This window comes from Hymenobacter tibetensis (assembly GCF_022827545.1).
Taxonomy (GTDB): domain Bacteria; phylum Bacteroidota; class Bacteroidia; order Cytophagales; family Hymenobacteraceae; genus Hymenobacter; species Hymenobacter tibetensis.
Genome location: NZ_CP094669.1, coordinates 1,094,156 through 1,121,135 on the forward strand (window position 1 = coordinate 1,094,156; position 26,980 = coordinate 1,121,135).

The window sequence follows — 26,980 nt, forward strand, 5'->3', positions numbered from 1 at the left end:
ATGAAACGCAAGCTATTTCTGCAAACCTTTCTTGGGGGATTAGGAGCCGCCAACATTGTATGGGGCAACGAGGAACCCACCAGCATACGGGGAACCGTACTCTATCAGGATACAGAGGTAGATGAGTCGCAAGACTTTGTGTGGTATATGACAGAAGACCGAGTGCCTGCCGAAGACGTACGAGACGCACTCAGCTACCTCTACACCCATGGGTACATTCAGGGAGATAAGGTGGATAGAAGCGCCTGGAGCCTTAAGCCGGTGTTTATAGCGCCAGCGAGGTGGGAGAGCGTACTAGATGAGCTATTTGAAATCGAAGTGCGAATGCTAGACAACGGGGTAGAAACAGATTGCTACTTTCTACACAATTAGAACTAGTTGACAAAGTGTCATCTTAGAAATACACTATAGTATTCTTAATAACGGCAACATCTGATCTGTAAGACTTTTTCATGACTTCGGTTATAACTGACATTACGTTAAGTTGATATTTTAAGAAATCAATAGCTGTTGCAACTACCCCGGCACCTCCGCCGTCAGGAACTCCACGGCGCGGCGTTCGGAATAATATGCACCATCGGGTGTGCCTTCCGCAAAACCGACGTGGCCGCCTCCCTGCGGGGTTTCCAGGAACACAAACTCGCTATGGGCTGCCACTTCCCGCGGGTAGCAGGTAGGAGCCAGAAACGGGTCGTTTTGGGCGTTGACGAGCAGCGTGGGGATGCGGATGGTGCTGAGGTAGCGGCCTGAAGCCGAGTGCTCGTAATACTCATCAGCCGACTTGAAACCGTGCATGGGCGCTGTGAACCGGTCGTCGAACTGCGGAAAGTCGCGCAGCAAATCCAGGCCTTCAAGGTCCACCTGGCCGGGCAAGAGGGCAGCCTTCTCGCGCATCTTGCGCCGCAACGACTTCATGAAGCGGCGCATGTAAACGCGGTTTTGGGGCTTAGCAATCTGATAAGAGCTGGCTTTGAGGTCGGTGGGTACTGAAAACACAGCGGCTCGCTGTACTTCCGCAGGCACCCGGTCAGGGTTTTCGCCAAGGTACTTCAGCGTGACGTTGCCCCCAGCCGAGAAGCCCGTGAGGTATACGCGCTGGTAGCGGGTTGAACCCAACGCATGACGCACTACAAAGTCCAGGTCGTCAGTGTCGCCGAGGTGGTAGGAGCGAAGTAGCCGGTTCATTTCGCCGCTACAACTCCGGTAGTTCCAAGCCAGCGCATCGAATCCGGCTTTGTTGAGGGCCCGTACCATACCGCGTACATAAGGCCGTTCTGCGTCGCCCTCCAAGCCGTGCGACACGATGCAGAGCGTATTAATATCCTTATTATGAAGCCGCGACCAATCTAGGTCTAGGAAGTCGCCATCTTCCGTTTCCACTCGCTCTCGCTCGTAGCGCACTTCCGGTACTGAGCGCAGCAAACTAGGGACAATGGTTTGTAAGTGCCCGTTAAATAAATAAAATGGCGGCCGATAAGGAGAGTGTGCAACAAGAGGCATGATAGAGATACAAGGGGAAATCAGCCATATAAAGCCAGGCCAATCAACATAAGTTTGTTTATGCGCTGCTATGTGTAGGCCTACACTAATACGCCTCAGAGCTTATAACAAGTCGCACTTACCCGCCAAGCAAACCGTTGTATTGGAAGCGAAGCCTGTAGGCTCTCAAAGGTATGCACTAAGAATACGGCGAAACCACTCTCCTTCGTTGACTAGTGCTTTGCTAGTTAACTTCGGGCGCAGCCTAGTAATACTGTCAACAAGCCCGCTGCAACTACTGCCACCAGCGCCATTTAGGAACCGGCTAGCAACATAAGCGTTCTAAGCTACCAGGTGAAGCGGGAAAAGGGAACTAGTAAGCAAGTATTTGTTATTTCCCACCAAAGCTTTACCTTTGCCAACCCAATTGAACTGAACTCGAGCAGAAGAACCTTTTTTCTACCCCATGGCAAATCATAAGTCGGCCCTCAAGCGCATCCGTTCCAACGAAGCTAAGCGCGTGCTGAACCGTTACCAGGCTAAATCTACCCGCACTGCCGTTAAGAAACTGCGTGCTACCACCGACGCTACAGCTGCTCAAGAGTTGCTGAAAAAGGTGTCGTCGATGCTAGATCGTTTGGCCAAAAAGAACATCATCCACAAGAACAAAGCCGCTAACAACAAGTCGAAGTTGGCTAAGTTCGTGAAGTCGCTGGCTGCCTAAGCGGCAAAAAGCTACTTTCTGCTCTTCCATACAGGAAAGGCCCCACGCTCGCGCGTGGGGCCTTTTCGCGTTCATGTAAAGTGGCTCTGCTACAGCACTATCCCAACGTTGGTGTACTGCTGCCTACTGCGCCCCACAGAGGGCTAAGACTGTCACACTTAATCTCAACCGGCCGCTGAAGTCGGTTATATCACGTTGCTTGCTATTGCGTTGGTGCGGCGGGTAAATGGGCTGTGAGCATAACCACGCAGCGGTAACTGGCCGCCGAAAAAGCAAGAAGTATTGGACTTGCTAAGTGGCTTCAGTAACGGCTTCAGCGTTAGTTCATACACATAAAAAAGCCCGTCTGACAATACAGACGGGCTTTTTCAATAGTAGAACTTTGCGTTTAAGCTACGCTTACTTTTACCATGTTGGCTTTGCCCTTCTCGTTGATTGGCATAGAAGCGGTGTTGATGAACACATCCCCTTTTTGCAGGTGGCCCATCGTAGTCAACACGTATTTGATGTCGAGGACCGTATTGTCAGTGCTCACCATGCGGTCATAATAGAAGCCACGTACACCCCACACCAAACTCAGCGTAGTTAGGAGCGGACGGTTATCAGTGAAGACGAAAATGTTGGCTTTGGGACGGTACTTGGCAATTTGGAAGGCCGTATAGCCGCGGTGCGTCATGGCCGTAATAGCCTTGGCTCCCGTGTTCTTGGCTAAGTGGCAAGCAGCTGACAATAAGCTGTCTACCATAAAGCTTGGGGCCGTTGGGTCGATGGGAAACCAGTGGTTGTAGAGGCTCTGCATGCGGCTTTCCACGCTGGCCACGGTGCCTACCATCGAACGAATCACCTCAGCGGGGTACTGACCCACAGCTGTTTCGGCAGACAGCATCAGCGCATCAGCACCGTCCATCACGGCGTTGGCTACGTCGGAGGTCTCGGCACGTGTTGGGCGTGGAGCCGAAATCATGCTTTCCATCATTTGAGTGGCGACAATAACTGGCTTACCAGCTTTGTTGCACTTCTCCACAATCATCTTTTGGGCCATGGGCACCTCTTCCATCTTCACCTCCACGCCAAGGTCGCCGCGGGCTACCATCACGGCATCGGTAATGGCAATGATTTCATCGAGGTTCTTAAGGCCTTCAGGAGTTTCAATCTTGGCAATTACGCGGGTGGATTTGCCGCCTTCCGCAATCAGGCTCTTAATAAAGCGGATGTCTTCGGCACGGCGGGCAAACGACAGCGCAATCCAGTCAACATCGTTTTCGAGCCCAAACTTGAGGTCCTCGATGTCTTTCTCCGTCATGGAAGGGGCTGACACCTCGGAGTCGGGAAGGTTGATGCCCTTGCGGGGCTTCACGAGGCCGCCGTATACTACTTCCACGTCCACTTCGGTTTCGCGGTCAGTGGCCAGCACTTTCAGCTCTATTTTACCGTCGTCGAGCAGAATCATGTCGCCCGGCTTTACGTCGCGTGCCAAACCCATATATATGGTGCTCAGGCGCGTAGCCGTGCTAATTTCCTTTTCGCCACATACCAGCTTGATTTTGTCGCCGCGCGTAATCTCAACGCCTCCACCTTCTACATCACCCAACCGAATCTTGGGGCCCTGCAAATCCTGGAGCAAGCCAACGTTGGTGCGCAGATCTTTGTTGAGCCGGCGTACGGTGTTAATTACGGAGAGGTGGTCTTCGTGGGAACCGTGCGAAAAGTTGAGCCGAAATACATCCACACCTTCGCGGATGAGCATGGCTAGCCGCTCGTAGGTGTTGGATGCTGGGCCGACAGTGGCCACAATTTTGGTTTTATTGAACTGAGCACGTGTTTCCATGGGCAAGTAGCGCCAAGCTCCAGCTTGGTGAGCGGTTGAACGGTGAGTGTAAAAAGAGAGTAGCCAGCACGCGGCGCTGACAAGTCGCCAAGCTGGAGCTTGGCGCTACAATCCTCAAAAGAGCAGATTTTCTTTAAACTTCAGGCTATTTGGGTCGAATTGACATACGTATTGCACGACGGGCAGGGCTGCAAGTTCCGTCACGAGCGTTTCGGGAGCTAGCGCGCCACTGCCGTTACTGACCTGAATCAGGTAGTCATATTCTTTGATATCGGGGGCCAGGAAGGGTTTTTTGAGTACTGAGGGGTCCAAAGAGCGGTTGCGCAGGAGGCGCAAGGTGAAGTGTTCGGTGGCGTGCAAGTAGTTGCTGATGACCAACCGGCCTTGGCTAAACAAATCGTAAATCAGGTCATGCTGTTTCACGAGGCGCAGGCGCAAAAGCTGGTTGAGCTGCCACGCCAACGTGTGCTCACGGCTCGACGAAACCACTCCGAATAAGTCGAAGTTGCACTCGTATTCTACGTCCAGGGTGAGAGTTTTCATAAGCGGGTACCGAAGCCAGAGCAAGCAAAATTACACACCTAGCCTTCGAAATGAACTGCTCAGGTCAGAATCTTGTACCTGGAAGATTAGGCAGTCGATGTTTGAAAATGTTAGGGAAGATGGTGTTATTTGTGGCGAGTTTTCTCTAAACCCCCACGGAAATGTCTGAAATTGCAGAAAAAGTAAAAGCCATCATCATCGACAAACTAGGCGTAGAAGCATCAGAGGTAACTCCAGAGGCAAGCTTCACCAACGACTTGGGTGCCGACTCGCTCGACACGGTTGAGCTGATTATGGAGTTTGAAAAAGAATTCAACGTGTCTATCCCCGATGATCAAGCCGAAAACATCGGTACCGTGGGTCAGGCTATCAGCTACCTCGAGGAGCACGCCAAATAAGTGAACAGTGAAGTAATTGGTGCAGAGCATTAGGATCTTCCAGCCTGTCAAGGCATCCTACAGTTCATTATTAGCTGCCAAATACTTGTTTTCTAGCGGTTTTCGCGCATTCGGTCGGCCTGCCGCCGGCCGTTTTGCTTTCCTACTTTTTTGTAATCTCTGTCCATTCCTATGGCTTCTCGGAGAGTTGTCGTTACAGGGCTGGGGGCCATCACGCCACTCGGTAGCACCGTCCCAACATATTGGGAGGGGTTGCGCCAGGGCCTGAGCGGCGCCGCACCCATCACCCGCTTCGACGCCAGCAAGTTCAAAACTCGCTTCGCCTGCGAAGTGAAGAATTACAATCCAGATGACTACTTCGACCGCAAAGAGGGTCGGAAAATGGATTTGTTCACGCAGTTTGCTGTCATTGCCAGCGACGAGGCCATCCTCGATGCCGGTTTGGCTGAAGGCGTAAACAAGGACCGGGTAGGCGTCATCTGGGGTTCGGGTATTGGCGGGTTGCAAACCTTTCAAAACGAGTCGTTCAACTTCGCCAAAGGCGACGGAACTCCCCGCTACAACCCTTTCTTCATTCCGAAGATGATTGCCGACAGCTCGTCGGGCAACATCTCCATCAAGAATGGTTTCCGCGGACCCAACTTCGTTACAACTTCGGCCTGTGCTTCTTCCTCGGACGCCATTGTAGCCGCTTACAACTACATCCGCCTGGGTATGGCCGATGTGGTAGTAACCGGTGGTTCGGAAGCAGCCATTACCGAAGCGGGCGTTGGGGGCTTCAATGCCCTCAAAGCCATGAGCGAACGGAACGATGATGCGCCTTCTGCTTCCCGGCCCTACGACAAAGACCGAGATGGTTTCGTACTAGGTGAAGGGGCCGGTGCGCTAGTAATCGAGGATTTCGAACATGCGCAAGCCCGCGGTGCGAAGATTTATGCCGAGATAATCGGTGGTGGTCTTTCTTCGGATGCCTACCATATCACGGCTCCTGACCCAACCGGGGAAGGCGTGGTATTGGTGATGCAGAACGCCTTGCGTGATGCGGGGATTCAACCGGAAGAAGTTGACTACATCAACACCCATGGCACCAGCACACCGCTGGGCGATGGCGCCGAGGTGAAAGCCATTCAGAAGGTGTTTGGGGAGCATGCCTATAACCTCAACATCAGCTCTACCAAGAGCATGACGGGGCACTTGCTGGGTGGGGCCGGTGGTATTGAGTCGGTGGCTAGCATTTTGGCCATTCAGTACGGCATCATTCCGCCTACCATCAACCACTTCACCGACGACCCTGAACTGGATGCCCGGCTGAACTTCACGTTCAACGAGGCCCAAACCCGTGAGGTGAATGTGGCCATCAGCAATACGTTTGGCTTCGGAGGGCACAACACGTCGGTGGTGTTCCGCAAGTTTAAGGCGTAATGGCAGGCTTGCCCTTGTTCGGGTTTTTTCGGCGGATGCTGGGCCAAGACCAGGCCTTTTTGCAAGCCATTGCGACGATAACGGGCCGCACGCCTTCCAACGTGCGGCTCTATCGTTTGGCGTTCACCCATTCGTCGGTGGTGCGGCAGCAAGGAGAGCAAGGAAGGCAGCAAAGCAATGAGCGACTGGAGTTTCTCGGCGATGCGGTGTTGGGTACGGTGGTAGCCGAGTACCTGTTTCGTAAGTTTCCCTACGAGCAAGAAGGGTTCCTGACGGAGATGCGCAGCCGCATTGTAAACCGGGAAAGTCTCAACTCGTTGGCCTTGAAGCTTGGCCTCGACAAGTTGGTGCAGCTTGATCCGGGACAGGGCCGAGCGGCTCGCTCGCGCTCCGTAAACGGCAATGCGCTGGAAGCATTGGTCGGTGCCGTGTACTTGGATCAGGGCTACAAATCGGCCCGCAAGTTTGTGCTGGGTCGTATTGTGAAGCCGTACGTGGACGTGAAGTCGATGACTCAAACCACGACCAACTTCAAGAGCAAGCTGATTGAATGGGCACAGCGCAACGGCAAAGTTCTTCGCTACGAGTTAAGCGGTGAATCGCGGCCTGGTGGCGTGATGGAGTTTTCGGCTACCGTATTGCTGGACGAAGAAGCTATAGCGACGGGCATGGGCCTAAGTAAGAAACAGGCCGAGCAACTAGCCGCGGAACGAGCTTTGGAGGCACTAGGAGTGTAAAAACCTATTTCGAGGAGTACAGTATTTGTTGGCGTGCCTCTGCGGAAAACCTGAAAATGGTGCTTTCGCAGAGGCACGCCAGCGTTTTGTAAGGAATGAGAGGCAACCTGATCTGCAGAAATGGAGTTGATTTGCAGAATCATCTTTCATCCTGACTTATGCGAATTGCTGGCGCCGCCCTCAACCAAATACCGTTTGACTGGACCCATAATCTGCGGGTTATCCGCGAGGCTATCGAGCAGGCTAAAGCTGCCGGGGTAGAACTGCTGTGTTTGCCGGAACTGTGTTTAACGGGCTACGGCTGCGAAGACCTGTTCTTGAGCGACTGGCTACCGGAGCAGGCACTAGCCCACTTGCAGCAAATCCGGCCCTGGACGGAAGGTATCTGCGTGGTAGTGGGGTTGCCAGTGCGCCTGCAGCACCGCACCTACAATACGGCTGCCGTTCTGCGCGACGGGCAGATCCTGGGCTTTGCGGCCAAGCAGTTTCTGGCCAATGATGGGGTACACTATGAGCCGCGCTTTTTCCACCCGTGGCCAGCTGGCGAAACTAGCACGGTGGCTTGGGAAGGAGAGGAGTGGACCTTAGGCGACATGATTTTCGAGCATCAGGGCGTAAAGTTTGGCTTTGAAATCTGCGAAGACGCGTGGCGACCCGACAACGTACGGCCCGCCTGTCGGCTGCAAGGCCGGGTGGATCTGATTGTGAATCCTTCAGCTTCGCACTTCGCCATGAGCAAAACCGACCTGCGTTACCAACTGGTGCTGCGGGCTTCGCGAAACTTTAACTGCACCTACCTCTACGCCAACCTGCTCGGCAACGAAGCCGGACGCATCACCTACGACGGCGAAATATTGGTTGCGCGCAACGGGCACCTGCTGCTGCGCAACCAGCTCATGAGCTTCAAGGAAGTGGATATGGAATGTGTGGATGTGGATTTCACGGTGCCACTCGAACCAGTTTCGCTTGACGCCATTGATCCGCTGCCCGCCCCCGATGAGTACCGGGAGCTGAACCAAGCCCTTAGTTTGGCGCTATTCGACTATATGCGCAAGGCCCGTAGCCGCGGCTTTGTGCTGAGTTTGAGCGGCGGGGCGGACTCCTGCTTGTGCGCAGTATCAGTGGCTGAAATGGTGCGACTGGGTACAACGGAGCTAGGCACTGCTGAATTTATGCGGCGTAGCGGGTGCTTCACCGCTGAGGAGATAGAAACCCTTGCCGGCCCTGTGGCGCCTACGCCCGACCAAAACACGCCCGGTCCGAAAGATGCGTCTTTGACCGACCCAGACGAGCAGCAAAAAGCTATTAACAAGCAGCTTACTCACCGTCTGTTGACCTGCGCCTACCAGGGCACCGTCAATTCTTCTGACGATACTTTCAACTCGGCCAAAGAACTGGCGGATTCGATAGGAGCGGTATTTTACAACTGGGAGATTGACCAAGAAGTAAGTGGCTACGTGGGCAAAATCCAGCATGCACTAAACCGGGAACTGAGCTGGAAAACCGACGACCTGGCGCTGCAAAACATTCAGGCGCGCGTACGGGCCCCCGCCATCTGGCTGCTGGCCAACGTGCAGAACTGTTTGCTTATTACCACTTCCAACCGTTCAGAAGCATCTGTAGGATACTGCACCATGGACGGCGACACGGCCGGTAGCATCTCGCCCATAGGCGGCGTCGACAAGGATTTTGTGAAGAAGTGGCTGCGGTGGGCGCAAACCGAGCTAGGCTACACAGCCCTGAGCCATGTAAATAACCTACAGCCTACCGCTGAGCTGCGGCCGCTCGAAGAAAAGCAGACTGATGAGCGGGACCTGATGCCTTATATCATTCTCAACCGCATCGAACGGCTGGCTTTCTATGATCGGTTGAGTCCGCAACAGGTGCTGGCCATTTTGGTGGAAGAGGAGTCTGCCATCGACCCTGAACTCCTGAAAACCTACGTGAAGCGTTTCTATAGCCTCTGGAGCCGCAACCAGTGGAAGCGCGAACGATACGCCCCCAGCTTCCACCTCGACGATTACAATGTGGACCCCCGCTCCTGGCTGCGTTTCCCCATCCTGAGTGGCGGTTACACCGAAGAATTAGCTAACCTATAATTGGTCTCCGGATTTCACCTTGAGCGTTAAGAGAATATCTTCACAAGATATTCTCTTAACGCTCAATACGTTGTATGAAAAGCAGGAGAGAGGGCGCAAGTTTTACGCGTTAAATTGGCCTAATCAGACAGAACCTCAATAGTCGCGGGAAAAGCCAGGCGCTGAGCAGGTGTCGTTTCTACTCTTTAGTTTTCGCTTCACTGGTGTATACACTCCCGCTGCCTACTGCTCATTGCATCGTGCCTGCAACGCAATACGGGGCTGCTTCCGCTGATGCCGAACTGGTAGCGCAGTTGCAACAGGGCAGTGAGGCTGCGTTTCGCACGTTGGTGGAGCGCTACCAGAACCGCATCTACCGCACAGTAGTGGCTCTCCTACGGTCGCCGGAAGAGGCCGAAGACGTAGCCCAGGAAGTGTTTGTGGAAGTGTATCAAACAATTGGCAGGTTTCGGGGCGAAGCAGCGCTAAGTACCTGGCTTTACCGGTTGGCCACCTCGCGGGCCCTGAAGCACCAGCAGCGGGCCCGGGCCCAAAAGCGCTTTGCATATTTTACCAGTTTGCTGGGCTTCGACAACAAAGTGCTACACGAGCCCACTGACCATGCGCACCCGCAGGCGCAACTAGAAGGGCAGCAGCAGTTGGCGCTTTTGCTCGCGCACATTGCCCGGCTGCCCAGCCAGCAGCAGGTGGCTTTTACGCTACGCCACGAGCAGGAACTGAGCTACGAGGAAATAGCTGCTGTGCTCGAAACCACTGTGCCGGCAGTGGAATCCTTATTATTTCGCGCCCGCAAAACCCTTCGTACCCATCTTACTATTCCTCTACGTCATGCCTGATTCCGACAATCGCCTCACTGCCGATGAAGAATGGGAAAACCTGCTGCACCACTGGCGTACCCGAGTTCCTGCCCAGCCTCAGCCGTTCTTTTACAATCGGGTGCGCGCCCGGCTCGTTGGTGAGGCATCCATGGAGCGCCAACCGCTGCCTACGTGGCTGCGCTGGCCGAGCTATGCCCTCATGCTGGGGTTATTGCTGATGCTCAGCGGCGACGGCGCCGAACTGCGCTCAGCTACACCGGCCAACCAACTCTATCCTAGCGAGCAGCAAGCACCGTTACCGGCCCGCTGATGGGTTTGCGGCAGTTAGGCGCTGCTTCTGCCTAACGCCTGAGCGGAAGAGCGGTTTGCAAAGTCGCAAACCGAATGTCTGATTACCTTTGAATCGTTTCCATTTTTTCGTGACCATGCTTTCCTTCCTCGCCTTTATCACCTGGAACACCGACCCTATCCTGGCCAAAATCGGGCCGCTGACGTTGCGTTGGTACGGGCTGCTGTTCATGTCGGGCTTCGTGTTCGGCACGTTCATTCTTTCGCACATCTATAAATCCGAACGGACGTCGCCGCGTTGGGTGGATGTAATTACCATCTACATGCTGGCCGGCACCATTCTGGGCGCACGATTGGGGCACGTGCTGTTCTACGATCCTGCGTATTATTTGACTTCCGAGCACTTCTGGGAGATATTCAAGATTTGGGAAGGCGGCCTGGCCAGCCATGGTGCCACGCTTGGTATCCTGCTGGCAACTTGGCTATTTGCCCGCAACAACAAGTTCGATTATCTCTGGGTACTCGACCGGATTGTGATTGTGGTGGCCTTGGGAGGCGCCATGATTCGGTTGGGCAACCTCATGAACTCGGAAATTGTAGGCGAGCCAACCGACAAACCCTGGGCGTTTGTATTTGTCCGCGACGCCGACCACTTGCAGCCTGCTGTGCAGCCCCTGCCTCCAGGTGCTGTGCAGGTAGCCGCACAACCCGCCATGCGCCCCGACGGTACCCAAACCTACCGCATGTTGCCTGAGGGAACGGCCGTTACGCCCGAGTCGCCGATAGCCGTGCCGCGCCACCCCACCCAGATCTACGAAGCTGCTTTCTGCATCTTCCTGTTGGTGCTGCTCTACAGCATGTGGAACCGCACCAAGGACCGCACGCCGCGCGGCTTACTGTTCGGCCTCTTTGTGGTATTGCTGTTCACCCAACGGTTCTTAGGCGAGTTCTTGAAAGAAAACCAAGAAGCCTTCGAAGACAAGCTGCCACTCAACATGGGACAGATTCTGAGTTTGCCGCTGATCTTGGTCGGTCTATGGGTACTGTTCCGCGCTGGCAAGAATCCGAACAATCCGTACGGCTACGCGCCGCGTGATTTAGACGAAGAAGAGGCCAATAACAAAAAAGCCATCAAGGTGTAGCCGGCGCTTCTGCGGGCATAACGCAACACGCCTCCTCTGCTTAGCAGGGGAGGCGTGTTGCGTTATAGAACTGTACCAACGCTTACAGTTTGTAGCGGTACAGCGCACCTTGTTCGGTGCTGATGAACAGAGTGCCGTTGTCGAGGAATAGAACGCCTTCTGTCTGGCCTGCTCCTTTCAGAGAAACGGTTTTTGGCGTAGCCTTGAGTGCGCTAGCCAAGTCAGTGCCTTCGAATAGGTAAAGCTTCTCCCGACCCAGCAAAGCCAAATGGCGTCCGTCAGGGCTTAGGTCGGCATCAGTTACTTCGCCATCAACGGCGAGTTTCGTTAGCAGCTGCGCAGTATGAGTGCCGGGCTGATCCGACAGGGTATACACTTTGCTGGTGGTCTGCTGCGCGCGGTCTTTGGTGAAAAGATAGAGTTTGCCGGCATTCCAGAGGGAGGCTTCGCAATCGAAATTCCGCTCTTCTTTAGGTGGCGGAAAAGCAGTTTGATCGGCGTAGCGGAAGTTGATTTTGCTAACCTTATCCGGCTGATCCGGCTTGACGCGGTACACCACCAGGTCTTTGCGGGAGTTGTTGTTGTTGCCGGCGTCCACCACGAAAATGGTGCCTTTGCCATCATCGGAGAGGCTTTCCCAGTCGACGTTGGTGACGGGTAGCTCACGCTGCCCTAGTAACTCGCCTTTTTCATTGATGAGATACAGAATTGGTTCTCTACCCGCATCGCCGTGGGTGAAGAACGTGCCCGGCCGACCGCCATGGGCCAACCCAGAGCTTTCCGGTACGCCACCCTGCAATTCGCCTACGGGCTCTAGTGCTGCTGCCACTTCCTTCTCCTTGCCGCCTTTCTTGTTCTTCTTACCCTTCTTTTCAGATTTAGGAGAGTCAGTAGACTCTTTGGCGTTATCACTCTGGGCTTGGGAACAACCCGAGCCCACTAAAGCAGTGAGGCCTAAAGCAAGCAGGAATATTCTGGACATCAAGAAATAAGAAAAGCGACAGAAAAACACGGTTGGCCTCAGTGACCAACAGCAACCATGCACCCTAGTACGTAAAACCGGAGCGCAACGGATAACGGCGCCGGATAATCGAGTTAGCCAAGCAGCAGTGGCCCTACGGAAAAGGTTGAGTGCATAGCGTGGTGTTAGCACGGGCAATATCTTGTTTGTCTTGCTGTTACGGAACTGGGTCGTAGCCGTGGCCGCCCCAGGGGTGGCAGCGGCTGAAACGGCGCAAGGCCAAGCGCCCGCCTCGCCACGGGCCGTATTTCTGAATGGCCTGCACGGCATAGGCCGAGCAAGTGGGCGTGTAGCGACAACTGGCCGGAGTGAGCGGCGAAATCAGGTGGCGGTACACCCACAGCAACCCTAGCATCAGCCAACGAACTAGATACGACATAGAAACAAAGAACTGGAAACAGCCGAGAAAAATTGCAGCCACAGCCTGCTACGCGTACGAATCTGCTATGTGGGTTCTATTGTGGCCGCTGCGTGAAATAGCATTCTTGCCTTCGCCCCCTGCCCGTAGGCCCCGACTCTTTTCGTAAATTCGCCAGCTGATCCAATCTCTTATCTATCCTTCTTTTTACTTTCCCACTCATGCGCAAAAACAATTGGGCAAAAGTTCTGCTCCTGACGCTGTTGCTGCCCCTTTCGGCCCGTGCCGATGAGGGGATGTGGCTGCCGCTCTTCGTGAAGCGGCTGAACCAGGCAGATATGCAGAAAAAAGGCCTCAAGCTCACGGCCGAAGAAATCTACGACGTCAACAATGCTAGCCTGAAAGATGCAGTAGTGCAGCTCGGAGGCTTCTGCACCGGCGAGTTTGTGAGCAGCCAAGGCTTGCTGCTAACCAACCACCACTGCGGTTACGACGCCATTCAAACCCACAGCACCCCCCAGAACAACATCCTGCAAAAAGGCTTTTTCGCGACTACTCGCGCCGACGAAAAAACCAATCCTGGCTTGTTCGTGGACATTCTGGTGCGCATGGAAGACGTAACCGGTAAGGTGTTGGAAGGCATTACGCCTGGTACGCCCGAGCAGGAACGCATAGCCATTGTGCAGAAGCGCCAGAAAGATATGGCTGACGCCGCCAAGGCAAACGGCCAGTACGTGGCGTATGTGCGCGACATGTTCGGCGGCAACGAATATTACCTGTTCGTGTACCAGCGCTTTGGCGATGTGCGCCTCGTAGGGGCGCCGCCAGAAGCAGTGGGTAAGTTTGGGGGCGACACCGATAACTGGATGTGGCCCCGCCATACCGGCGACTTCTCGATGTTCCGGGTGTACGCCAGCAAGAGCAACAAGCCCACGGCTGGTCCCGAGCCCGACAACGTGCCGTATGTACCCAAAAAGCACTTGCCGGTGAGCCTGCAAGGCGTGAGCGAAGGCGACTTTGCAATGGTATTTGGCTTTCCGGGCCGCACGCAGCGCTTCTTGCCCGCTGCTGGTTTGCAAATGACGCTCGACCAAAGCAATCCTGCCCGCATCAAGCTGCGCGACACACGCCTTAAGCTGTGGAAAGAAGACATGGACCAGGACCCTGCGTTGCGCTTGAAGTATGCTTCTAAGTACGCCAGCATTGCTAACTACTGGAAGTATTTCATTGGCCAGAACGAAGGTATGAAGCGCCTGAAAACGGTGGATACCAAGAAAGCCGAAGAGGCGGCCTTGGATCAGTGGATTCGGGCCGATCAGGCGCGGGTACAACAGTACGGCGAAGCACTAAGCTCTATCAACCAAGCCTACATGGGGCTGCGCGAGTACAACTTAAGTTCCAACTATGTGAATGAAGCCGCTTTCGGAACGGAAATCGTGACCTTGGCTTCGCGCATGATGCCGTTGTACATGACGCTCAAAACTACCCCCACCGATAAGGAAGCCATCCAGAAAGCGGTTGATGGCCTAAAGGAGCCAGTAGCTGAATATTTCAAAGACTACAGCGCCCCCACTGATAAGAAGGTATTTGTGGCGCTGATGAGTTTATATGGCAAAGACGTGCCGCAGGGGCAACTGCCCGACGTGTTTGAAACAGTACAGAAGCAGTACGGAAACTCGTGGTCGAAATACGCCGACTATGTCTACACTAATTCCTTCCTGACGTCAGAGGCTAAGGTGAATGCCTTCTTGGCGAACCCTACATTGGTTAAACTGGAGGCCGATCCTGGGTTCAAAACCTTCAACTCGGTGTACACCAACTACACGCAGAATATTCTGCCCAAAACGCAGGCGCTACAGGGGGGCCTCACCCGCGCCAACCGTCTCTACGTGGCCGCGCTACGCGAGAAGAACAATGAAAAAGTGTATTCACCTGATGCCAATTCCACTATCCGGCTGAGCTACGGTTCGGTGCGCCCCTACAAAGGCCGCGATGCTGTGCGCTACGACTACAAAACCACTGCTCAGGGCATTCTAGAGAAAGAAGACCCTACCAACGAGGAATTTGTAGTGCCCAAGAAAGAACTGGAATTGCTAAAGCAGAAAGACTATGGCCGCTTTGCCGACAAAGACGGTAACCTGCCCGTGGCCTTCATCACCGACAACGACATCACCGGCGGCAACTCTGGCTCACCGGTTATCAACGGCCGCGGCGAGCTAATCGGGTTGGCGTTTGATGGCAACTGGGAGGCCATGACCGGTGACTTGGCCTACGACCCCGAGCTGAAGCGCTGTATCAACGCCGATATCCGGTACGTGTTGTGGTGCATCGAGAAGCTGGGCGGCGCCCGGCATATCGTCGACGAAATGACGATAGTAAACAACGGGCCCAACCCAGGGGTAGGCCCTGGAGCAACGGCCTCTGCTGAGGGCCTCAGTGACGTGGAGAAGATGAAGGTGAAAACCGAAGACGGTCAGAAAACCAAAATCAAGAAAAAGAAAGGCAAGGAAAGCTCCGCGGCTGGTATGTAAGCCAAGCGCATCCAATTCAATACCTATACAAAAGCCTCGGTACTATGTTGGTGCCGGGGCTTTTCGGCTGTGGTGTCGTCCTGGCCTGCAACAGTTTGCCATAGATTAGCTGTTGGAAAAAGCTTATTTTACGGGCTATTATTCCTTTATGGGCATTATTTGAATGGGTTATGAAAAACGCTTGGGCTTTGGTTAACAAGCCGCGCAAAAAGCAGCAGGCAGGCTCGACCCGCAGTGTTCTGACGGTCTTGCTAACCAGTGCGACTTACTTTTCGGCATCGAGAAGAAAAACAACAAGTGGCAGCGCTGTGACAAGCCGTTGCAGTTCTATTTTCAGGTAATGGCTTCCAACTAAAAGCGCTTATCTCCTTCTATGCAAAACGCCTCTGTTGAAGCTTTTTTATACCTCGGGAACGTTACCATTCCGCTTGATGCAAGCCATTACGAATGGCGGCAGTACGTGGACCACCGGGGTCGTCCGCGCAGCAAGGTGCGGGCCGGCACCTGGTCGTTCGTCACCAGCCGGCTCGACCAAAGCACGTACCAGCACCTGCTCGAGCTGATGCTCTCGGCCACGGCCGTGGTAGAGGCCCGGGCCACGTACCTGCGCGCCGACGGGCAAGGCACGTTCGTGACGGTGTGGGGGCGGGGCTGCACGATGCACCATCTCTACGAGTACTTCGATGCGCGAGGAACCAACGGGCAGGAGCCGGGCTGGGTGCTGTACTTCTCACTGGCAGCCGAGCAAATGGGCCGGGAAACCGGCACGGCCGGCGAGTTTGTCATGCCTGCCGCTGGTGAGTATGCCTACAAAGCAATCAAAACAGCTTCCGCTAAAGTGACGCCAATTGCTAGCGGCTTAGTTACCGTATCGCGGCTTCCTTTGATCACAGGCGACCCACCGTTCAAGGTGACGTCGCGGAAGAAGAACAAGCCCGACATGGACCCGGTAGAGTTCATCCGCCAAGTGCGAGGTCAGCAAGATGGACTGAACCGGCTAACTGTGGCTGAGTTTATGGCCAACCGTGACCACTACATTGCCTTGAGCAAGATTAAAAAAAGTGGTCGGGACCCAACCGGAGACGCGGCCCAAAAAGTAGCGCGGGAAGAAGCGTTACGCGACAAAGAAATTGAGTTGCGCCGTCAAAATCGCAGTCTGACTAAAGCAGAAGCCACTGTACGGGCTGAGCAATGGTTGGCAACGCAAACGGCTCTGCATGATCCAGATCAAGTAGCAGGTGGCCCCCCGCATGTTATTACGGGCATGGGTGATGCTCGCGTCAATTTTTCCATTGGTGCTCAATGGCCGAAGCGCATCAAAATTATTGATAAGCAGATTCGCACCTACGCCACTAATATGAGCCGACAGCAACTCGAAAGTACTTACCTCAATATCGTGCTACCAATAGAATAGAAGCCACTAGCTTACCTTCCACTATTGTTCTTTGTACCTCTCATGCTCAACAAATTGTTCGCTCGTTTTCCTTCCTACACAATCATAGAGAGGCCCTCAGCTGAACTGATCAGCCGTTACCGCGACCTTGTGCCAAGTGAACTGGTAGAGGTATGGGAACAGTATGGGTTCGGTACCTTCTGCGATGGCTATCTAAAAATTGTCAATCCTGATGACTATGCCGGCTTGTTGGAAGATACCTACCAACTCACCAGCACACCCTCTCCGGCACCACCCGTCGTACTTTTCGCTACTTCTATGGGCGATTTACTTGTGTGGGAACGCGGCTATTTAGTACTCGTAGACTACCGGCACGGCCAAACAACAGCCATAAGCAAGGGACTAGAATTTTTCTTTGAAGACTTGGCTGATGGGGCAACTCTACGAGAAGAGTTGCTTTGGGAACCATACCCAGTCGCTCGTGAACAGTTAGGCGAACCCGCTTTTGACGAGTGCTTCGGCTATGTGCCGCTACTGGCATTAGGTGGCCCGGAAAAGGTGGAACACCTGCAAAAAGTGAAACTGCGGGAGCATATTGCCCTCATCGGGCAAATGACGGGCGTACTCGAGCGCTAAGCACTTGCGCTAGTAAGGCTAGAGGGAGGATGCGCCTATAATTTGCTGCGTCTTCGACTGGCGAGACAGGAGCCGGGCTGGGTGCTCTACTTCTCGCTAGCGGCCGAGCAGATGGGCCGGGAGGCGGGCACGGCGGGCGAGTTCGTCCCGCCTGCTGCCGGTAGCTATGCGTATCAAGCGGTGCAAGCAGCCTCCACCGCCGTGGCAGCGTCTGTCAGCTAGCTCTCGTCGACATTCGGTTGCTCCGTCACTCTCTGGTGTATGTTAAAGGGTGACGGAGCCTGGCACAGTCCATGTGCAAAAGATTGTTCAGGCAATAGTAAAAGAAGCAGAACTCATACGCTTGCTTGAACATAAAGCTATGGAGCAACAAGTTTGCTGTTATCTGTAATCCAACACAACGTCCCGGCCCTAATAAGGTCGGGACGTTGTGTGTTAAAGGGCTCCGTTGAGCCTTTACAGAGTAGGATATCATAGAGTAATTTAAATAGACTTAGCTATCTGATGGTATAAATATGCTATTATTGAAGATTGTATACACTTGCTTATGAGACAACTCTATCTTATTGCAGTTATTTTATTTCTATTATCAATTACCGCTTACGGGCAAGGTAACGGCCCCGGTACACGTGGTGCGCGAGCGGCGGGTATGGGCAATGCCTCGGTAACGCTTAGCGACGTGTGGGCCATCGGCAACAACGTGGCGGGGCTAGGGCAGCTTAGCCGCCCGATAGTGGGCGTGTATGCCGAAAACCGCTACTTGTTGAGTGCCCTGAACACAGTGGCCGCGGTGGCAGCCGTACCGTTGGGTGCTGTGGAAGACAACAAGGCCAAAAACGGGGTGGTAGGGGTGGAAGTGCAGCGTTTCGGCGGCAAGCTCTACAGTGAGCAACGAGTGGGAGCAGGGTATGGCTACCGAGGCGGGCTAGTCAGCGTGGGCGTCCGGGTGGATATGCTGCAGCTCAGTATTGAGGGGTTGGGCAGCAAACGGGCCATGGCGGTGTCGTTGGGAGGGCAGGCGGAATTGGTGCCCAAGCGGCTGGTGTTTGGCGCCTACCTCTATAATCTTAACCAAGCCAAACTAGCCGATTACCAGCAGGAGCGGGTACCCACTGTGCTGAAAGCGGGTATTTCGTATCGTGCGTCTGGTAAGGTGCAGCTCAGCATCGAAACCGAAAAGGACGTCGAGCAGGACGCCGATTTCAAAGCTGGTCTTGAGTACCTCGTGATTGAGAAGCTGGCACTGCGGGCGGGCTTCCGGACCCTTACCGAGGAAACTACGGCTGGCGTTGGCGTGAAGGCCGGGGCGCTTGCAATAGATTATGCGGCGGCTTGGCAAGGGGCGCTGGGGCTCAGCCAACACGTGGGCATCAGCTTCTTGGTGGGGCAGAAACCATGAGACGCATGCTGGTTGCCTTAGCGGGCCTACTGAAGTTGAAACGGATAAAATCCGGTTTCTGGCTGTTGGGAATAGTGCTAAACAGCTTTGGGGTTCAAGCGCAGGAATACGTGCGCCCAGCAGCAGACTTCGACCGCCTGACGCAGGAGCTATTTGCTGAGATTCAGAGTGACCAAGTGCCGTACGAAGATCTGTACGAGACGCTGCTACAGTACTACCAAACCCCACTCAACCTGAACACGGCCACCCGGGAAGAACTGCGCGGGCTGTTGCTGCTCTCCGAAAGTCAAATCACGAACTTGCTCGAGTATCGGCAGCAACGGGGGGCGTTACTCACGCTCTATGAACTGCAGGTGGTGCCTGGTTTCGACATGCGCAGTATCTACCGTGCGGCTCCGTTCGTGACGGCGCAGGTAGCGGGCGGCAGCAACGGCTTGCGGGGCCCGCTGTGGCAGCGCGTGCTGCAAGAAGACAACAATGCACTGTTTGTGCGTTACGAGCGGGTGCTGCAAGGCCGCAAAGGATATGCGGCGGTGTCGCTCGATAGCTCGGGTCAGGGACCAACACGCTACGTAGGGTCGCCGGATAAGCTGTTGGTGCGCTACCGCGTTAGCCATACCAAGGATTTCAGCTTGGGGTTCACTGCCGAGAAGGATGCCGGCGAGCAACTGGTTTGGAACCCTAAGTCCCGCCGTTACGGACCCGATTTCTTGTCGGGGCACTTGGTGGTGCAGGAGCGAGGACGGCTGAAAACGCTAGCTGTAGGCGACTATCAGCTGCAATTCGGGCAGGGGTTGTTGCTGTCGTCGGGGCTGCAAGTAGGGAAGGGGGCCGAAACAATTACCACCTTGCGGCGCAGCTCGGTGGGCGTTCGGCCCTATTCATCGGTGCTGGAGACTACGTTTTTTCGGGGCGCTGCGGCTACGGTCAGTGTGGCGCCCACGGTGCGGGCTACGGCTTTTGTTTCGCGCAAGCGGGTAGATGCCAGCGTGCAGTTTGCTGCCGATTCCTTGGCTGAGTTCAACGAGTTTTCATCGGGCTTTCAGCTTACTGGCTTCCACCGCACGCCCGCTGAATTAGCCAACCGGCAGGCCTTGCGCGAAACCGTAGCGGGTGGCAATCTGAGCTACACCAGCCGCAGCAGCAATTTCACGGCCGGCCTGACTGCTGTCGATACGTATTTCGACAAAGCCATTCAGCGGCGGCCGGAGCTGTACAATCGGTACGAGTTTCGGGGCCGGCACAACATGGCGGTCAGCACGCAGTATTCTTATGTGCATGGCAACATGCTGCTGTTCGGGGAAACAGCCCGCAGCAGTTCTGGCGGTATCGGCACTGTAAATGGCCTGTTGGCCAGTATAGCCCCCACCTTCGATGTATCGGTGTTGATGCGGCATTACGCCCGCAACTTTCATACGCTGTATGGCAACGCTCTGAGCGAAAATACTCGCAACATCAACGAGTCGGGCTTGTACCTGGGGGCGAAGCTGCGGCCGTTAGCTCGGTGGGAGATGTCAGCCTACTACGACCAGTTTTGGTTTCCCTGGCTGAAATACCAGGTTGGGGCTCCCTCGCGGGGCCACGATTGGCTGGTGCGGCTAGCCTATGCGCCCACCAAAACCAGCTTGCTGTATGCGCAACTCCGCACCCGAGAGAAAGAATACGATGCAGCCGGCGACCGGCCCGCACCGCTGCCCGTGCCCACTATACGCCGCAGTATACTGCTCTACTACGATGCCAACCCTACATCTACGCTTGGCTTGCGTACGCGTGTGCAAGGAACACGCTACCGCGAAAACAACGGCCCCTGGCGTACAGGCTATGTGCTGGCTCAGGATGCCACCGTTGGGGTGGGCCGCCGGCTGCGCCTAACAGCTCGCTACGCCCTGTTTGATACCGACGACTACGACACCCGACAATACGTTTTCGAGCAGGATGTATTGTATGCCTTCTCGGTGCCGGCCTTGTCGGGCCAGGGTACCCGGGTGTATGGGCTAGCGGAAATTACGTGCAGCCGCCACCTTACATTCTGGCTGCGTGTAGCCGAAACCCATTATCGGCACCAGCAAACGGTAGGTTCCGGCTTAGAGGAAATTGCAGGTCCACGCCGAACGGATGTCAAGGCGCAGGCTCGTTACCGATTCTAGTTGAAAATCAACAAAGCTGAACGGGTACTCGCAGTGGATAGTTTCTGGCTAGTAGGCTTGCCCTCTGAGGTTTAAACTGTAGAAAGTAGCAATAAAAGAGGGCTGAATCCCACTGGGGAAGTGGAGTTGGCTGTGTGTTCTGTTTTTAAGTAATATTTATAGATTATATTGGGCTATTGCAGGCAACAAGGGGCACTTGCCCTATACACGTTTGCTTTCTTGTCCACCATCTATTTTTTACTGAATGAAAACACGCATACAAGTATGGGCTACCGCCTTCCGCCGCCTGTCGGCAATGTTGACCGGAGCTGCTCTGACTATTGGCTCCGCGTCGGCTCAGGTAAACAATTACACCTTTACGGCTGCTTCTGGCACGTATACGCAGCTAACAGGTGGCACCGCTGTGCCGGCTCTACTCACGGATGACGCGCTATCACCTGCCATTCAAATAGGGTTTCCTTTCGCGTATGATGGGACCATTTACAGTCAGCTGCAAGCTTCCTCCAATGGCTTCCTGACTTTCAATACTGCCAACACTGAACTTGGCCAAGAAAACAACCTGGCAGGTGGTGCTCCGGCGCGCCCACTACTGGCCCCGCTCTGGGACGATTTGAGTGGTGTGCCAAGTGATAGGGGTGGGGCGGCTTCCTACTTGACTACCGGCACCGCTCCGAACCGTGTATTTACGTTCGAGTGGCGTAATTCTCTTTGGGATTACGATGCTCCTGCTCCAAGTGTATCATTTCAGGTAAAGCTGTATGAGGGCTCCAACAATATCGAATTTGTTTATCAGCCTGAGGGTGGGGCACTCAATAGCGCTTCTGCCTCTATTGGGTTGGGCGGATTAGGCTCCGGAACGGCGGCAGGTACTTTTGTGGCACTCAGCAATGCCTCTACTGCCCCAACTGCTAGCACAACTGTCGATCCGCGTAATATTGCTGCCGTACCAGCCGCCGGCCAGATTTACCGCTTTGCGCCGCCTGCTAACGTCTGCGGTCCGTTGCGCAATTTCACAGTGAGTGCCGTAACCACTACTACGGCTACCCTCACGTTTATGCCAGGCGCTGGCCATACCAGCTATACTGTAACCTACACGCCAACAGGAGGTACGCCTACCACCATTGCCCCCGCGCCCACCACTTCACCCATCGTGATTACGGGGCTTAGTGCTAGCACGACCTATGCGCTCAGAATCCAAGCTAATTGCGCTAGCGGTGTAACGGGTGAGACACTGGATAGAAGCTTCTCTACCACTCCCGAAAACGACAACCCATGTAATGCCATTGCACTCCCAGCGCCATCCAGCACTGCCGCGCCTTTGAGTGCTACCAATTTAGGCGCTACCACCACCACGAGCACAGTGGCTCCTGGCTATACCAATCCACCGCCTATGGGTTGTGGAGTGGCTGTTAACCCGAAAGATGTGTGGTTCCGCTTCACGACCAACGCTACTGGTGCAGGCAGCACCACGGTAGGTATTGCCACTACAGGCACTGCGGCTGGCTCCATCCGGGTATTCTCGGCTACTTCCTGTTCTTTAGGCTTCACGCCAGTGGCTTGCAAAGGCGGCGAGACCAACAACACAAATGCTGGCTCGTTGAACGTAACCGGCCTTACGCCTAATACCACCTATTACGTTGCTGTGGCGCCTTATGCTACGTCCGACGTACAGGGGCCTTTCACTATTGCTGTTGGCAGTACCGTACTAAGCACGCAACAGCAGTTGGCAAAGGGTGAAGTAAGCGTATTCCCGAACCCTACTACCACTGGTCAGCTAACCGTGCGTGTAAGCGGAATTAGCAGCTTAGCAACGGCGCAGGTGGCACTCCTGAACACGCTGGGCCAGGTTGTTGCAGAACGTACGCTGTCGGTGCGAGGTGGCTTGGCAGAGCAGTCGTTGTCTACGGCCGCGCTGACCAAAGGCATCTACATGCTGCGTGTGCAAGCTGGTCACGAAACTGTAGTCCGGAAAGTGGTGGTGGAATAGGTTCTCGACTTTGTTTTTAGCCAAACAGAAAAGGCAGCACTCAACCGGGTGCTGCCTTTTTTGCTCTTTAGCCAACACGTATAGAAGGTAGGTAACAAGCAGTGCTACTTGAATTAGAAGGCTGGGTTAAGCGAGTATTTTGGCGTCAGCTAAGAGCGAAGACGCCTTGAGGGAAACCCACTTGTGAGTTCTCCTCCATATTTCGGATTGCTAAGTAAGAGAGACTGTTTTCGCATCCGATATCGACACACTGTGTCTGTAGGTTGACCACTCGCAGTAGGCTGAAAATCCTGCTTACTAAAGCTTGCGGGATGATAGTAACCCAGCCAGATCCAGATAGTGTAGGTGAAAACGGCTAACCACAAATAGAAAAGGCGGCCCCCGTAATGGGAGCCGCCTTTTCTATTTATCAAACCGCTAAAGCGTTGACCTATGGCTTACTGCTTCATAATCTTCACTACGGCGGTGCCTTCTGGCATGTCGAGGTGGAGCTGATACAAGCCTGTGCTTAGCTTAGTTAGGTCGAGTGAGTGTTGTAGCGGCGCGCCCGATTTGTTGAGGGCAACTTGCTCTACCGTACGGCCTAAGGCATCCGTAACGCGAAGTGTAATCTTGCCGCGCTGTGCGTTGTCAACATTCACTTGGAATACGCCAGTGCTCGGGTTGGGGAATACTTGCACACCACGTAGCAACGCCTCGTTCTGCTTAGCCAACACAGTAACAGTCACGCAGCTTTCGTTGGAGTAAGCCGATGGCCCTACGGGGTTGATAGCCCGGATGCGGTAGCAATACGTACCGTTTGCCGCACTGATCTGGTCGGTAGCAAACGTGGCATTGGGGGCCGTGGTGGTGAGGAGCTGGAACGTGTTGTTGTTGGCACCGGTGCGCTCAATCTGGTAGCCAGTTTCGTTGTTAGCATTGTCGAGCCAGATCAGGTTTACACCAGCACTGTTGTTCACTACAGGGCCCAAAATAGCCGTGAGGGCTGCTGGGGCCGCTGGAGCTTCACCGAGGGTGCAAAGCTCTAGGCTCCAACCGGTAAGCTCGCCGCCGTTGCCGGGCGTATTGTCCGCAACAGTTAGGGTCCAGTTACCATTGGCTGGGTCGTTGAGCAGATCAGCCAGTGGGTTGGCGGGACGGTACGTGGCACCAACAGCCAGTGGGCAAGTTATAGCCGCCATGGCGTCGTCGCTGAGGCTCAAATTGAGGTTGGCAGTGCCAGGGCAGGCGTTAGCCAGCAGGACCACCGTCCGGCCAGCGGGGTTCGTGAGCGAAACCGTTAGTTCGCCAATGTTGGGGTGAGTAAGCGTGAGGTTACGGATTCGGATGTTACCGACCTGCTCGGTCGTTTGCACGTTCAGTACCGACGTAACCGAGCTAGCGGCACCGGCCTGAATAACAACCGGTACTTGCGTGGCCGCCAAGGTAGAGCAGGTGAGTGCGCCTACTTGGAACGCAACGCCAGGAGAATACGGAGCCGTGCTGCATACGCTGATGCCGCGCACACGCCAGTAGTACGTCGTACCCGCCGTCAGATTCAGCGAAGCAGGCGTGAAGTTGATGGCATTGATGCCGGCTTGGGTGAACAGGATGGTGCTGAAGCTGGCATCCGATGCTACTTGCAACTCATACGTAGTGGCATTCGGAACGGGAGTCCAGGTGAAGCGTGGGCGTGGGCCTACACGGGTGCCTGCTGCGGGCGCCACTGTAACGGCCGCCGCCGTAGCCGCTGGTAGTACCTGGAAGGAAAGTTGCTGGGTTTGGGTTTGCGTACCACTGGTGCCGCTGAGGGAAATAGTGTACAAGCCCGATGCTACTGCATTGGTAGTGGCGATGGTAGCCTGCACAACGTCGCCCACTACGGGGCTGTTGTTGCTGTAGCTCACCGTAACACCCGCTGGCAAGTTAGCCGCAGATAGTGCTACCGTGCCAGTGAAGCCCTGAATAGCGCCTACCGTAACGGGCACCGTGACGGAAGCTCCGGGGCAGATAGACGAAATCTGAGTGGCGGCCGTGCTCAAGAAGAAAGTAGGCGTGCCGCTGTTGCGAATGGTGAAATTCTGGTTGGAAAGGTCGAAGAAGATGTTGCCCGATGCCTGCACTTTGATGCGGGCCGTAGTGGTGGCCGCTACCGTAGTAGGAACTGTTACATTCTCGAAACCATCGTTCGGAGTGTTAGCCAGCAATACCGTTGGGAACGTCTGACCACCATCCGTAGAGAGCAGAATGTCTACGTTGGCGGCGCTGATCGGAGCCGCGGTGGTGTTGGCTACGTCCCAAGCTACTTGCTGCGGCGCACCTGCCTGCCACGAGGCCGAAGCCGTGTTAGGCAGCGTCACCAGGAAAGGACCAGCCGTTCCTGATACTACCACGTTCATCGAGTCATAGTCTACACCGCCGCCAGTGGCGCGGTTGTCGCGGGCTACAAGCCGGAAAACCAGCCGGCGCGAGTAGGTTGGCAGCACCTCGCCGATAGTAACCGTGTTGGCAAGCAAATCAGACTGGCGAGGGAACGTACGAACCGGTGTTGGCACCGGCGAGAAAACCCGGAAGATAGGCGCATCACCAACCGGAGCAGTAGGAGGACCCTGGGGACCTAAGTTGAACTGTTCCCACGAGTAAGTCAGTGGGTCGCTGTTGGCGTCGGTGGCCGAGCCGGTGAGCGTGAATGGCGTGCCAATTGGAATACGGTAGTTGTTGCCCGCATTTACCACGGGAGCCGTGTTGCCGGTAGCGGTATTCACGCTGCAGTTGCCCAACCCGTTCACATACGCAACAATTTGGTCGAAGCTCTGCGAGTGGAAGTACGGGTCACTGTTCGGCTGCAAGTTGTTGGCCGTGCCGCAGATGCCGGCGTATGCCATAATGGTAGTACCACTGCCGGGCTCGTAGGCTGAGTTAGCCGACCGGTTGCCGCCAGCGCAGCTGCCGGTGTTGCCATTGAACGTGTGGGCTCCGCCAAACTGGTGACCAATTTCGTGCGCCACGTAGTCGATATCGAAAGCGTCGCCCGTTGGGTTAGGCAAGCCTGTGGAACCTCTAGCTTTATTGCCAGCGCGGCATACCACGCCAAGGCCGGCAATGCCGCCATCAGCGGTATTGAAAATGTGGCCAATGTCGTAGTTGGCTGCGCCAATGCGCTGATCAACAACTGTTTGGTTGGTGTTCAGCGTTGCGCCGTTGCTGAGGTTGGTGTAGGGGTCAGTGGCAGCATCCAAGAAAATAAGGGTGTCCGTCTCTGGAATCAACACGAAACGGATAGCCAGTTCTTTCTCATACACACCACTCACACGGTTTATCGACGTTACGATGGCTGCCAGTGCTCCTGCTGTGGTACCGCCTTTGGTAGCAGCGTACTCGCCGGTGCACGCCATGGCCAAGCGGTAAGTACGCAACGTAGAACCGTTAGGAATCAGGGCTGCCGCCGAAGTAGGCAAGGTAGATACCGGCTCATTGGTGAAGCATGCGTAGCTCTGGCCGCTCATGTTCATGCTGCTCTTGTTGAACACAAGGTGCTGCGTTGCATTGCCATCAGCAGCGGGGTCAATATACACTGTGCGGCCAGCGCCCTGAATCATAGCGTGGAAACCAGCCGGCGACACATCCAGCCGGACGCTAGCTGTAGCGTCGTCTAGGCTCTGCCCAACATAGGTTTTAATCATCGGATAGCGGGCCGCCAGCCGCGGGTCCATCACCGGTACCTGTGCCATGCGGTAACGCTCCGATGTGCCGTTGGGTAGCGGTAAGGATATAACAGTGCCCGAAGTGCGCAGATTGGTCTCAGCCGGGGCGTTGGCCAAGGCACTCCGCAAGGCGGGTAGCTGCACACTTACAGCGCGGTATTGGCTTAGGGCTTGGGTGGTAGCGCGGGCAGCGGCGGGCATAGCCTCGGTGGCATCAGCCCATAACACCCGTTGCGCCGTGGCAGCAAGCGGGGCCCCGGCCGTCAGAAACAGCCCCCCTAACAGGGCTGTTTTGCAGGAGCGCCACGAGAAAGTAAAAGGTGATAACATAGAAAGAGGAAAAGGTG

At 55.0% G+C, this 26,980-nt stretch carries 22 protein-coding genes; 16 read left to right on the plus strand and 6 right to left on the minus strand.

Translation table 11 applies throughout. The annotated features are described in order from the left end of the window. Positions 1-372 (plus strand): hypothetical protein, encoded by a 372-nt coding sequence (locus tag MTX78_RS04530; protein WP_243800298.1) that lies wholly within the window; start codon positions 1-3, stop codon positions 370-372. Between the two features lie 144 nt (positions 373-516). Here MTX78_RS04530 and MTX78_RS04535 read toward each other — a convergent pair whose 3' ends face one another. After that, on the minus strand, positions 517-1,422 hold the full coding sequence (locus MTX78_RS04535) for a YheT family hydrolase (protein ID WP_317258927.1): 906 nt from the start codon (positions 1,420-1,422) through the stop codon (positions 517-519). Positions 1,423-1,945: 523 nt separating this feature from the next. Between MTX78_RS04535 and rpsT the strand changes: the two genes are divergently transcribed. Beyond that, on the plus strand, positions 1,946-2,203 hold the full coding sequence (gene rpsT / locus MTX78_RS04540; protein WP_045687367.1) for a 30S ribosomal protein S20: 258 nt from the start codon (positions 1,946-1,948) through the stop codon (positions 2,201-2,203). A gap of 388 nt (positions 2,204-2,591) precedes the next feature. Here rpsT and pyk read toward each other — a convergent pair whose 3' ends face one another. Then, on the minus strand, positions 2,592-4,031 hold the full coding sequence (pyk, locus tag MTX78_RS04545) for a pyruvate kinase (protein WP_243800302.1): 1,440 nt from the start codon (positions 4,029-4,031) through the stop codon (positions 2,592-2,594). A 114-nt stretch (positions 4,032-4,145) separates the two neighbouring features. Next, positions 4,146-4,574, minus strand: coding sequence for an IPExxxVDY family protein (locus MTX78_RS04550; RefSeq protein WP_243800304.1), 429 nt, complete (start codon positions 4,572-4,574; stop codon positions 4,146-4,148). 161 nt (positions 4,575-4,735) lie between these two features. Between MTX78_RS04550 and MTX78_RS04555 the strand changes: the two genes are divergently transcribed. The 7 genes from MTX78_RS04555 to lgt all read left to right on the plus strand — a co-directional run bounded on the left by MTX78_RS04555 (position 4,736) and on the right by lgt (position 11,478). Continuing rightward, on the plus strand, positions 4,736-4,972 hold the full coding sequence (locus tag MTX78_RS04555) for an acyl carrier protein (protein WP_019948606.1): 237 nt from the start codon (positions 4,736-4,738) through the stop codon (positions 4,970-4,972). Positions 4,973-5,143: 171 nt separating this feature from the next. Next, positions 5,144-6,394 (plus strand): beta-ketoacyl-ACP synthase II, encoded by a 1,251-nt coding sequence (fabF, locus tag MTX78_RS04560; RefSeq protein WP_243800306.1) that lies wholly within the window; start codon positions 5,144-5,146, stop codon positions 6,392-6,394. Then, positions 6,394-7,131 (plus strand): ribonuclease III, encoded by a 738-nt coding sequence (rnc, locus tag MTX78_RS04565; protein WP_243800308.1) that lies wholly within the window; start codon positions 6,394-6,396, stop codon positions 7,129-7,131. Before fabF ends, rnc begins: the two co-directional genes overlap by 1 nt. A gap of 158 nt (positions 7,132-7,289) precedes the next feature. Further along, complete coding sequence (gene nadE, locus MTX78_RS04570; RefSeq protein WP_243800309.1) at positions 7,290-9,230, plus strand: NAD(+) synthase; 1,941 nt, start codon at positions 7,290-7,292, stop codon at positions 9,228-9,230. Between the two features lie 239 nt (positions 9,231-9,469). Further along, positions 9,470-10,066, plus strand: coding sequence for an RNA polymerase sigma factor (locus tag MTX78_RS04575; RefSeq protein ID WP_243800311.1), 597 nt, complete (start codon positions 9,470-9,472; stop codon positions 10,064-10,066). Next, positions 10,059-10,358, plus strand: coding sequence for a hypothetical protein (locus MTX78_RS04580; protein WP_243800313.1), 300 nt, complete (start codon positions 10,059-10,061; stop codon positions 10,356-10,358). Before MTX78_RS04575 ends, MTX78_RS04580 begins: the two co-directional genes overlap by 8 nt. 115 nt (positions 10,359-10,473) lie before the next feature. Beyond that, positions 10,474-11,478, plus strand: a complete 1,005-nt coding sequence (gene lgt, locus MTX78_RS04585) for a prolipoprotein diacylglyceryl transferase (RefSeq protein WP_243800314.1) — start codon at positions 10,474-10,476, stop codon at positions 11,476-11,478. Positions 11,479-11,560: 82 nt separating this feature from the next. Here lgt and MTX78_RS04590 read toward each other — a convergent pair whose 3' ends face one another. Both MTX78_RS04590 and yidD read right to left on the minus strand, forming a co-directional pair. Beyond that, the gene (locus tag MTX78_RS04590; RefSeq protein ID WP_243800316.1) at positions 11,561-12,460 is read right to left on the minus strand and encodes an SdiA-regulated/phytase-like domain-containing protein; all 900 of its coding nucleotides are present in this window, start codon (positions 12,458-12,460) and stop codon (positions 11,561-11,563) included. A gap of 196 nt (positions 12,461-12,656) precedes the next feature. Further along, positions 12,657-12,878, minus strand: a complete 222-nt coding sequence (gene yidD / locus MTX78_RS04595) for a membrane protein insertion efficiency factor YidD (protein ID WP_243800318.1) — start codon at positions 12,876-12,878, stop codon at positions 12,657-12,659. Between the two features lie 200 nt (positions 12,879-13,078). On the opposite strand from yidD, the gene MTX78_RS04600 reads away from it, so the two are divergent. The 7 genes from MTX78_RS04600 (at position 13,079) to MTX78_RS04630 (ending at position 22,950) form a co-directional block, all read left to right on the plus strand. Further along, a complete protein-coding gene (locus tag MTX78_RS04600) occupies positions 13,079-15,388 on the plus strand; it encodes a S46 family peptidase (RefSeq protein ID WP_243800320.1) in 2,310 nt (769 codons plus the stop codon). A 373-nt stretch (positions 15,389-15,761) separates the two neighbouring features. Next, positions 15,762-16,802 (plus strand): type VI secretion system tube protein TssD, encoded by a 1,041-nt coding sequence (tssD, locus tag MTX78_RS04605; protein ID WP_243800322.1) that lies wholly within the window; start codon positions 15,762-15,764, stop codon positions 16,800-16,802. Positions 16,803-16,844: 42 nt separating this feature from the next. Then, on the plus strand, positions 16,845-17,417 hold the full coding sequence (locus MTX78_RS04610) for a T6SS immunity protein Tdi1 domain-containing protein (RefSeq protein ID WP_243800324.1): 573 nt from the start codon (positions 16,845-16,847) through the stop codon (positions 17,415-17,417). 42 nt (positions 17,418-17,459) lie between these two features. Next, a complete protein-coding gene (locus MTX78_RS04615; RefSeq protein WP_243800326.1) occupies positions 17,460-17,639 on the plus strand; it encodes a hypothetical protein in 180 nt (59 codons plus the stop codon). Between the two features lie 325 nt (positions 17,640-17,964). Then, entirely contained in the window at positions 17,965-18,816 is an 852-nt protein-coding gene (locus MTX78_RS04620) for a PorV/PorQ family protein (protein ID WP_243800328.1), read from the plus strand. A 5-nt stretch (positions 18,817-18,821) separates the two neighbouring features. Next, the gene (locus MTX78_RS04625; RefSeq protein ID WP_243800330.1) at positions 18,822-20,963 is read left to right on the plus strand and encodes a helix-hairpin-helix domain-containing protein; all 2,142 of its coding nucleotides are present in this window, start codon (positions 18,822-18,824) and stop codon (positions 20,961-20,963) included. A 244-nt stretch (positions 20,964-21,207) separates the two neighbouring features. Continuing rightward, entirely contained in the window at positions 21,208-22,950 is a 1,743-nt protein-coding gene (locus MTX78_RS04630; RefSeq protein WP_243800332.1) for a T9SS type A sorting domain-containing protein, read from the plus strand. A 437-nt stretch (positions 22,951-23,387) separates the two neighbouring features. Here the strand turns inward: MTX78_RS04630 and MTX78_RS04635 are convergent, their stop codons facing one another. Further along, positions 23,388-26,963: a reprolysin-like metallopeptidase gene (locus tag MTX78_RS04635; protein ID WP_243800334.1), complete on the minus strand. Its 3,576-nt coding sequence runs from the start codon at positions 26,961-26,963 to the stop codon at positions 23,388-23,390. Positions 26,964-26,980 lie beyond the last annotated feature (17 nt).

Coding starts and splice junctions, on each gene's coding strand:
- MTX78_RS04530 (WP_243800298.1), top strand. CDS start 1: ATGAAACGCAAGCTATTTCTGCAAACCTTTCTTGGGGGATTAGGAGCC.
- rpsT (WP_045687367.1), top strand. CDS start 1,946: ATGGCAAATCATAAGTCGGCCCTCAAGCGCATCCGTTCCAACGAAGCT.
- pyk (WP_243800302.1), bottom strand. CDS start 4,031: ATGGAAACACGTGCTCAGTTCAATAAAACCAAAATTGTGGCCACTGTC.
- MTX78_RS04550 (WP_243800304.1), bottom strand. CDS start 4,574: ATGAAAACTCTCACCCTGGACGTAGAATACGAGTGCAACTTCGACTTA.
- MTX78_RS04555 (WP_019948606.1), top strand. CDS start 4,736: ATGTCTGAAATTGCAGAAAAAGTAAAAGCCATCATCATCGACAAACTA.
- fabF (WP_243800306.1), top strand. CDS start 5,144: ATGGCTTCTCGGAGAGTTGTCGTTACAGGGCTGGGGGCCATCACGCCA.
- rnc (WP_243800308.1), top strand. CDS start 6,394: ATGGCAGGCTTGCCCTTGTTCGGGTTTTTTCGGCGGATGCTGGGCCAA.
- nadE (WP_243800309.1), top strand. CDS start 7,290: ATGCGAATTGCTGGCGCCGCCCTCAACCAAATACCGTTTGACTGGACC.
- MTX78_RS04580 (WP_243800313.1), top strand. CDS start 10,059: ATGCCTGATTCCGACAATCGCCTCACTGCCGATGAAGAATGGGAAAAC.
- lgt (WP_243800314.1), top strand. CDS start 10,474: ATGCTTTCCTTCCTCGCCTTTATCACCTGGAACACCGACCCTATCCTG.
- MTX78_RS04590 (WP_243800316.1), bottom strand. CDS start 12,460: ATGTCCAGAATATTCCTGCTTGCTTTAGGCCTCACTGCTTTAGTGGGC.
- yidD (WP_243800318.1), bottom strand. CDS start 12,878: ATGTCGTATCTAGTTCGTTGGCTGATGCTAGGGTTGCTGTGGGTGTAC.
- MTX78_RS04600 (WP_243800320.1), top strand. CDS start 13,079: ATGCGCAAAAACAATTGGGCAAAAGTTCTGCTCCTGACGCTGTTGCTG.
- tssD (WP_243800322.1), top strand. CDS start 15,762: ATGCAAAACGCCTCTGTTGAAGCTTTTTTATACCTCGGGAACGTTACC.
- MTX78_RS04610 (WP_243800324.1), top strand. CDS start 16,845: ATGCTCAACAAATTGTTCGCTCGTTTTCCTTCCTACACAATCATAGAG.
- MTX78_RS04620 (WP_243800328.1), top strand. CDS start 17,965: ATGAGACAACTCTATCTTATTGCAGTTATTTTATTTCTATTATCAATT.
- MTX78_RS04625 (WP_243800330.1), top strand. CDS start 18,822: ATGCTGGTTGCCTTAGCGGGCCTACTGAAGTTGAAACGGATAAAATCC.
- MTX78_RS04630 (WP_243800332.1), top strand. CDS start 21,208: ATGAAAACACGCATACAAGTATGGGCTACCGCCTTCCGCCGCCTGTCG.
- MTX78_RS04635 (WP_243800334.1), bottom strand. CDS start 26,963: ATGTTATCACCTTTTACTTTCTCGTGGCGCTCCTGCAAAACAGCCCTG.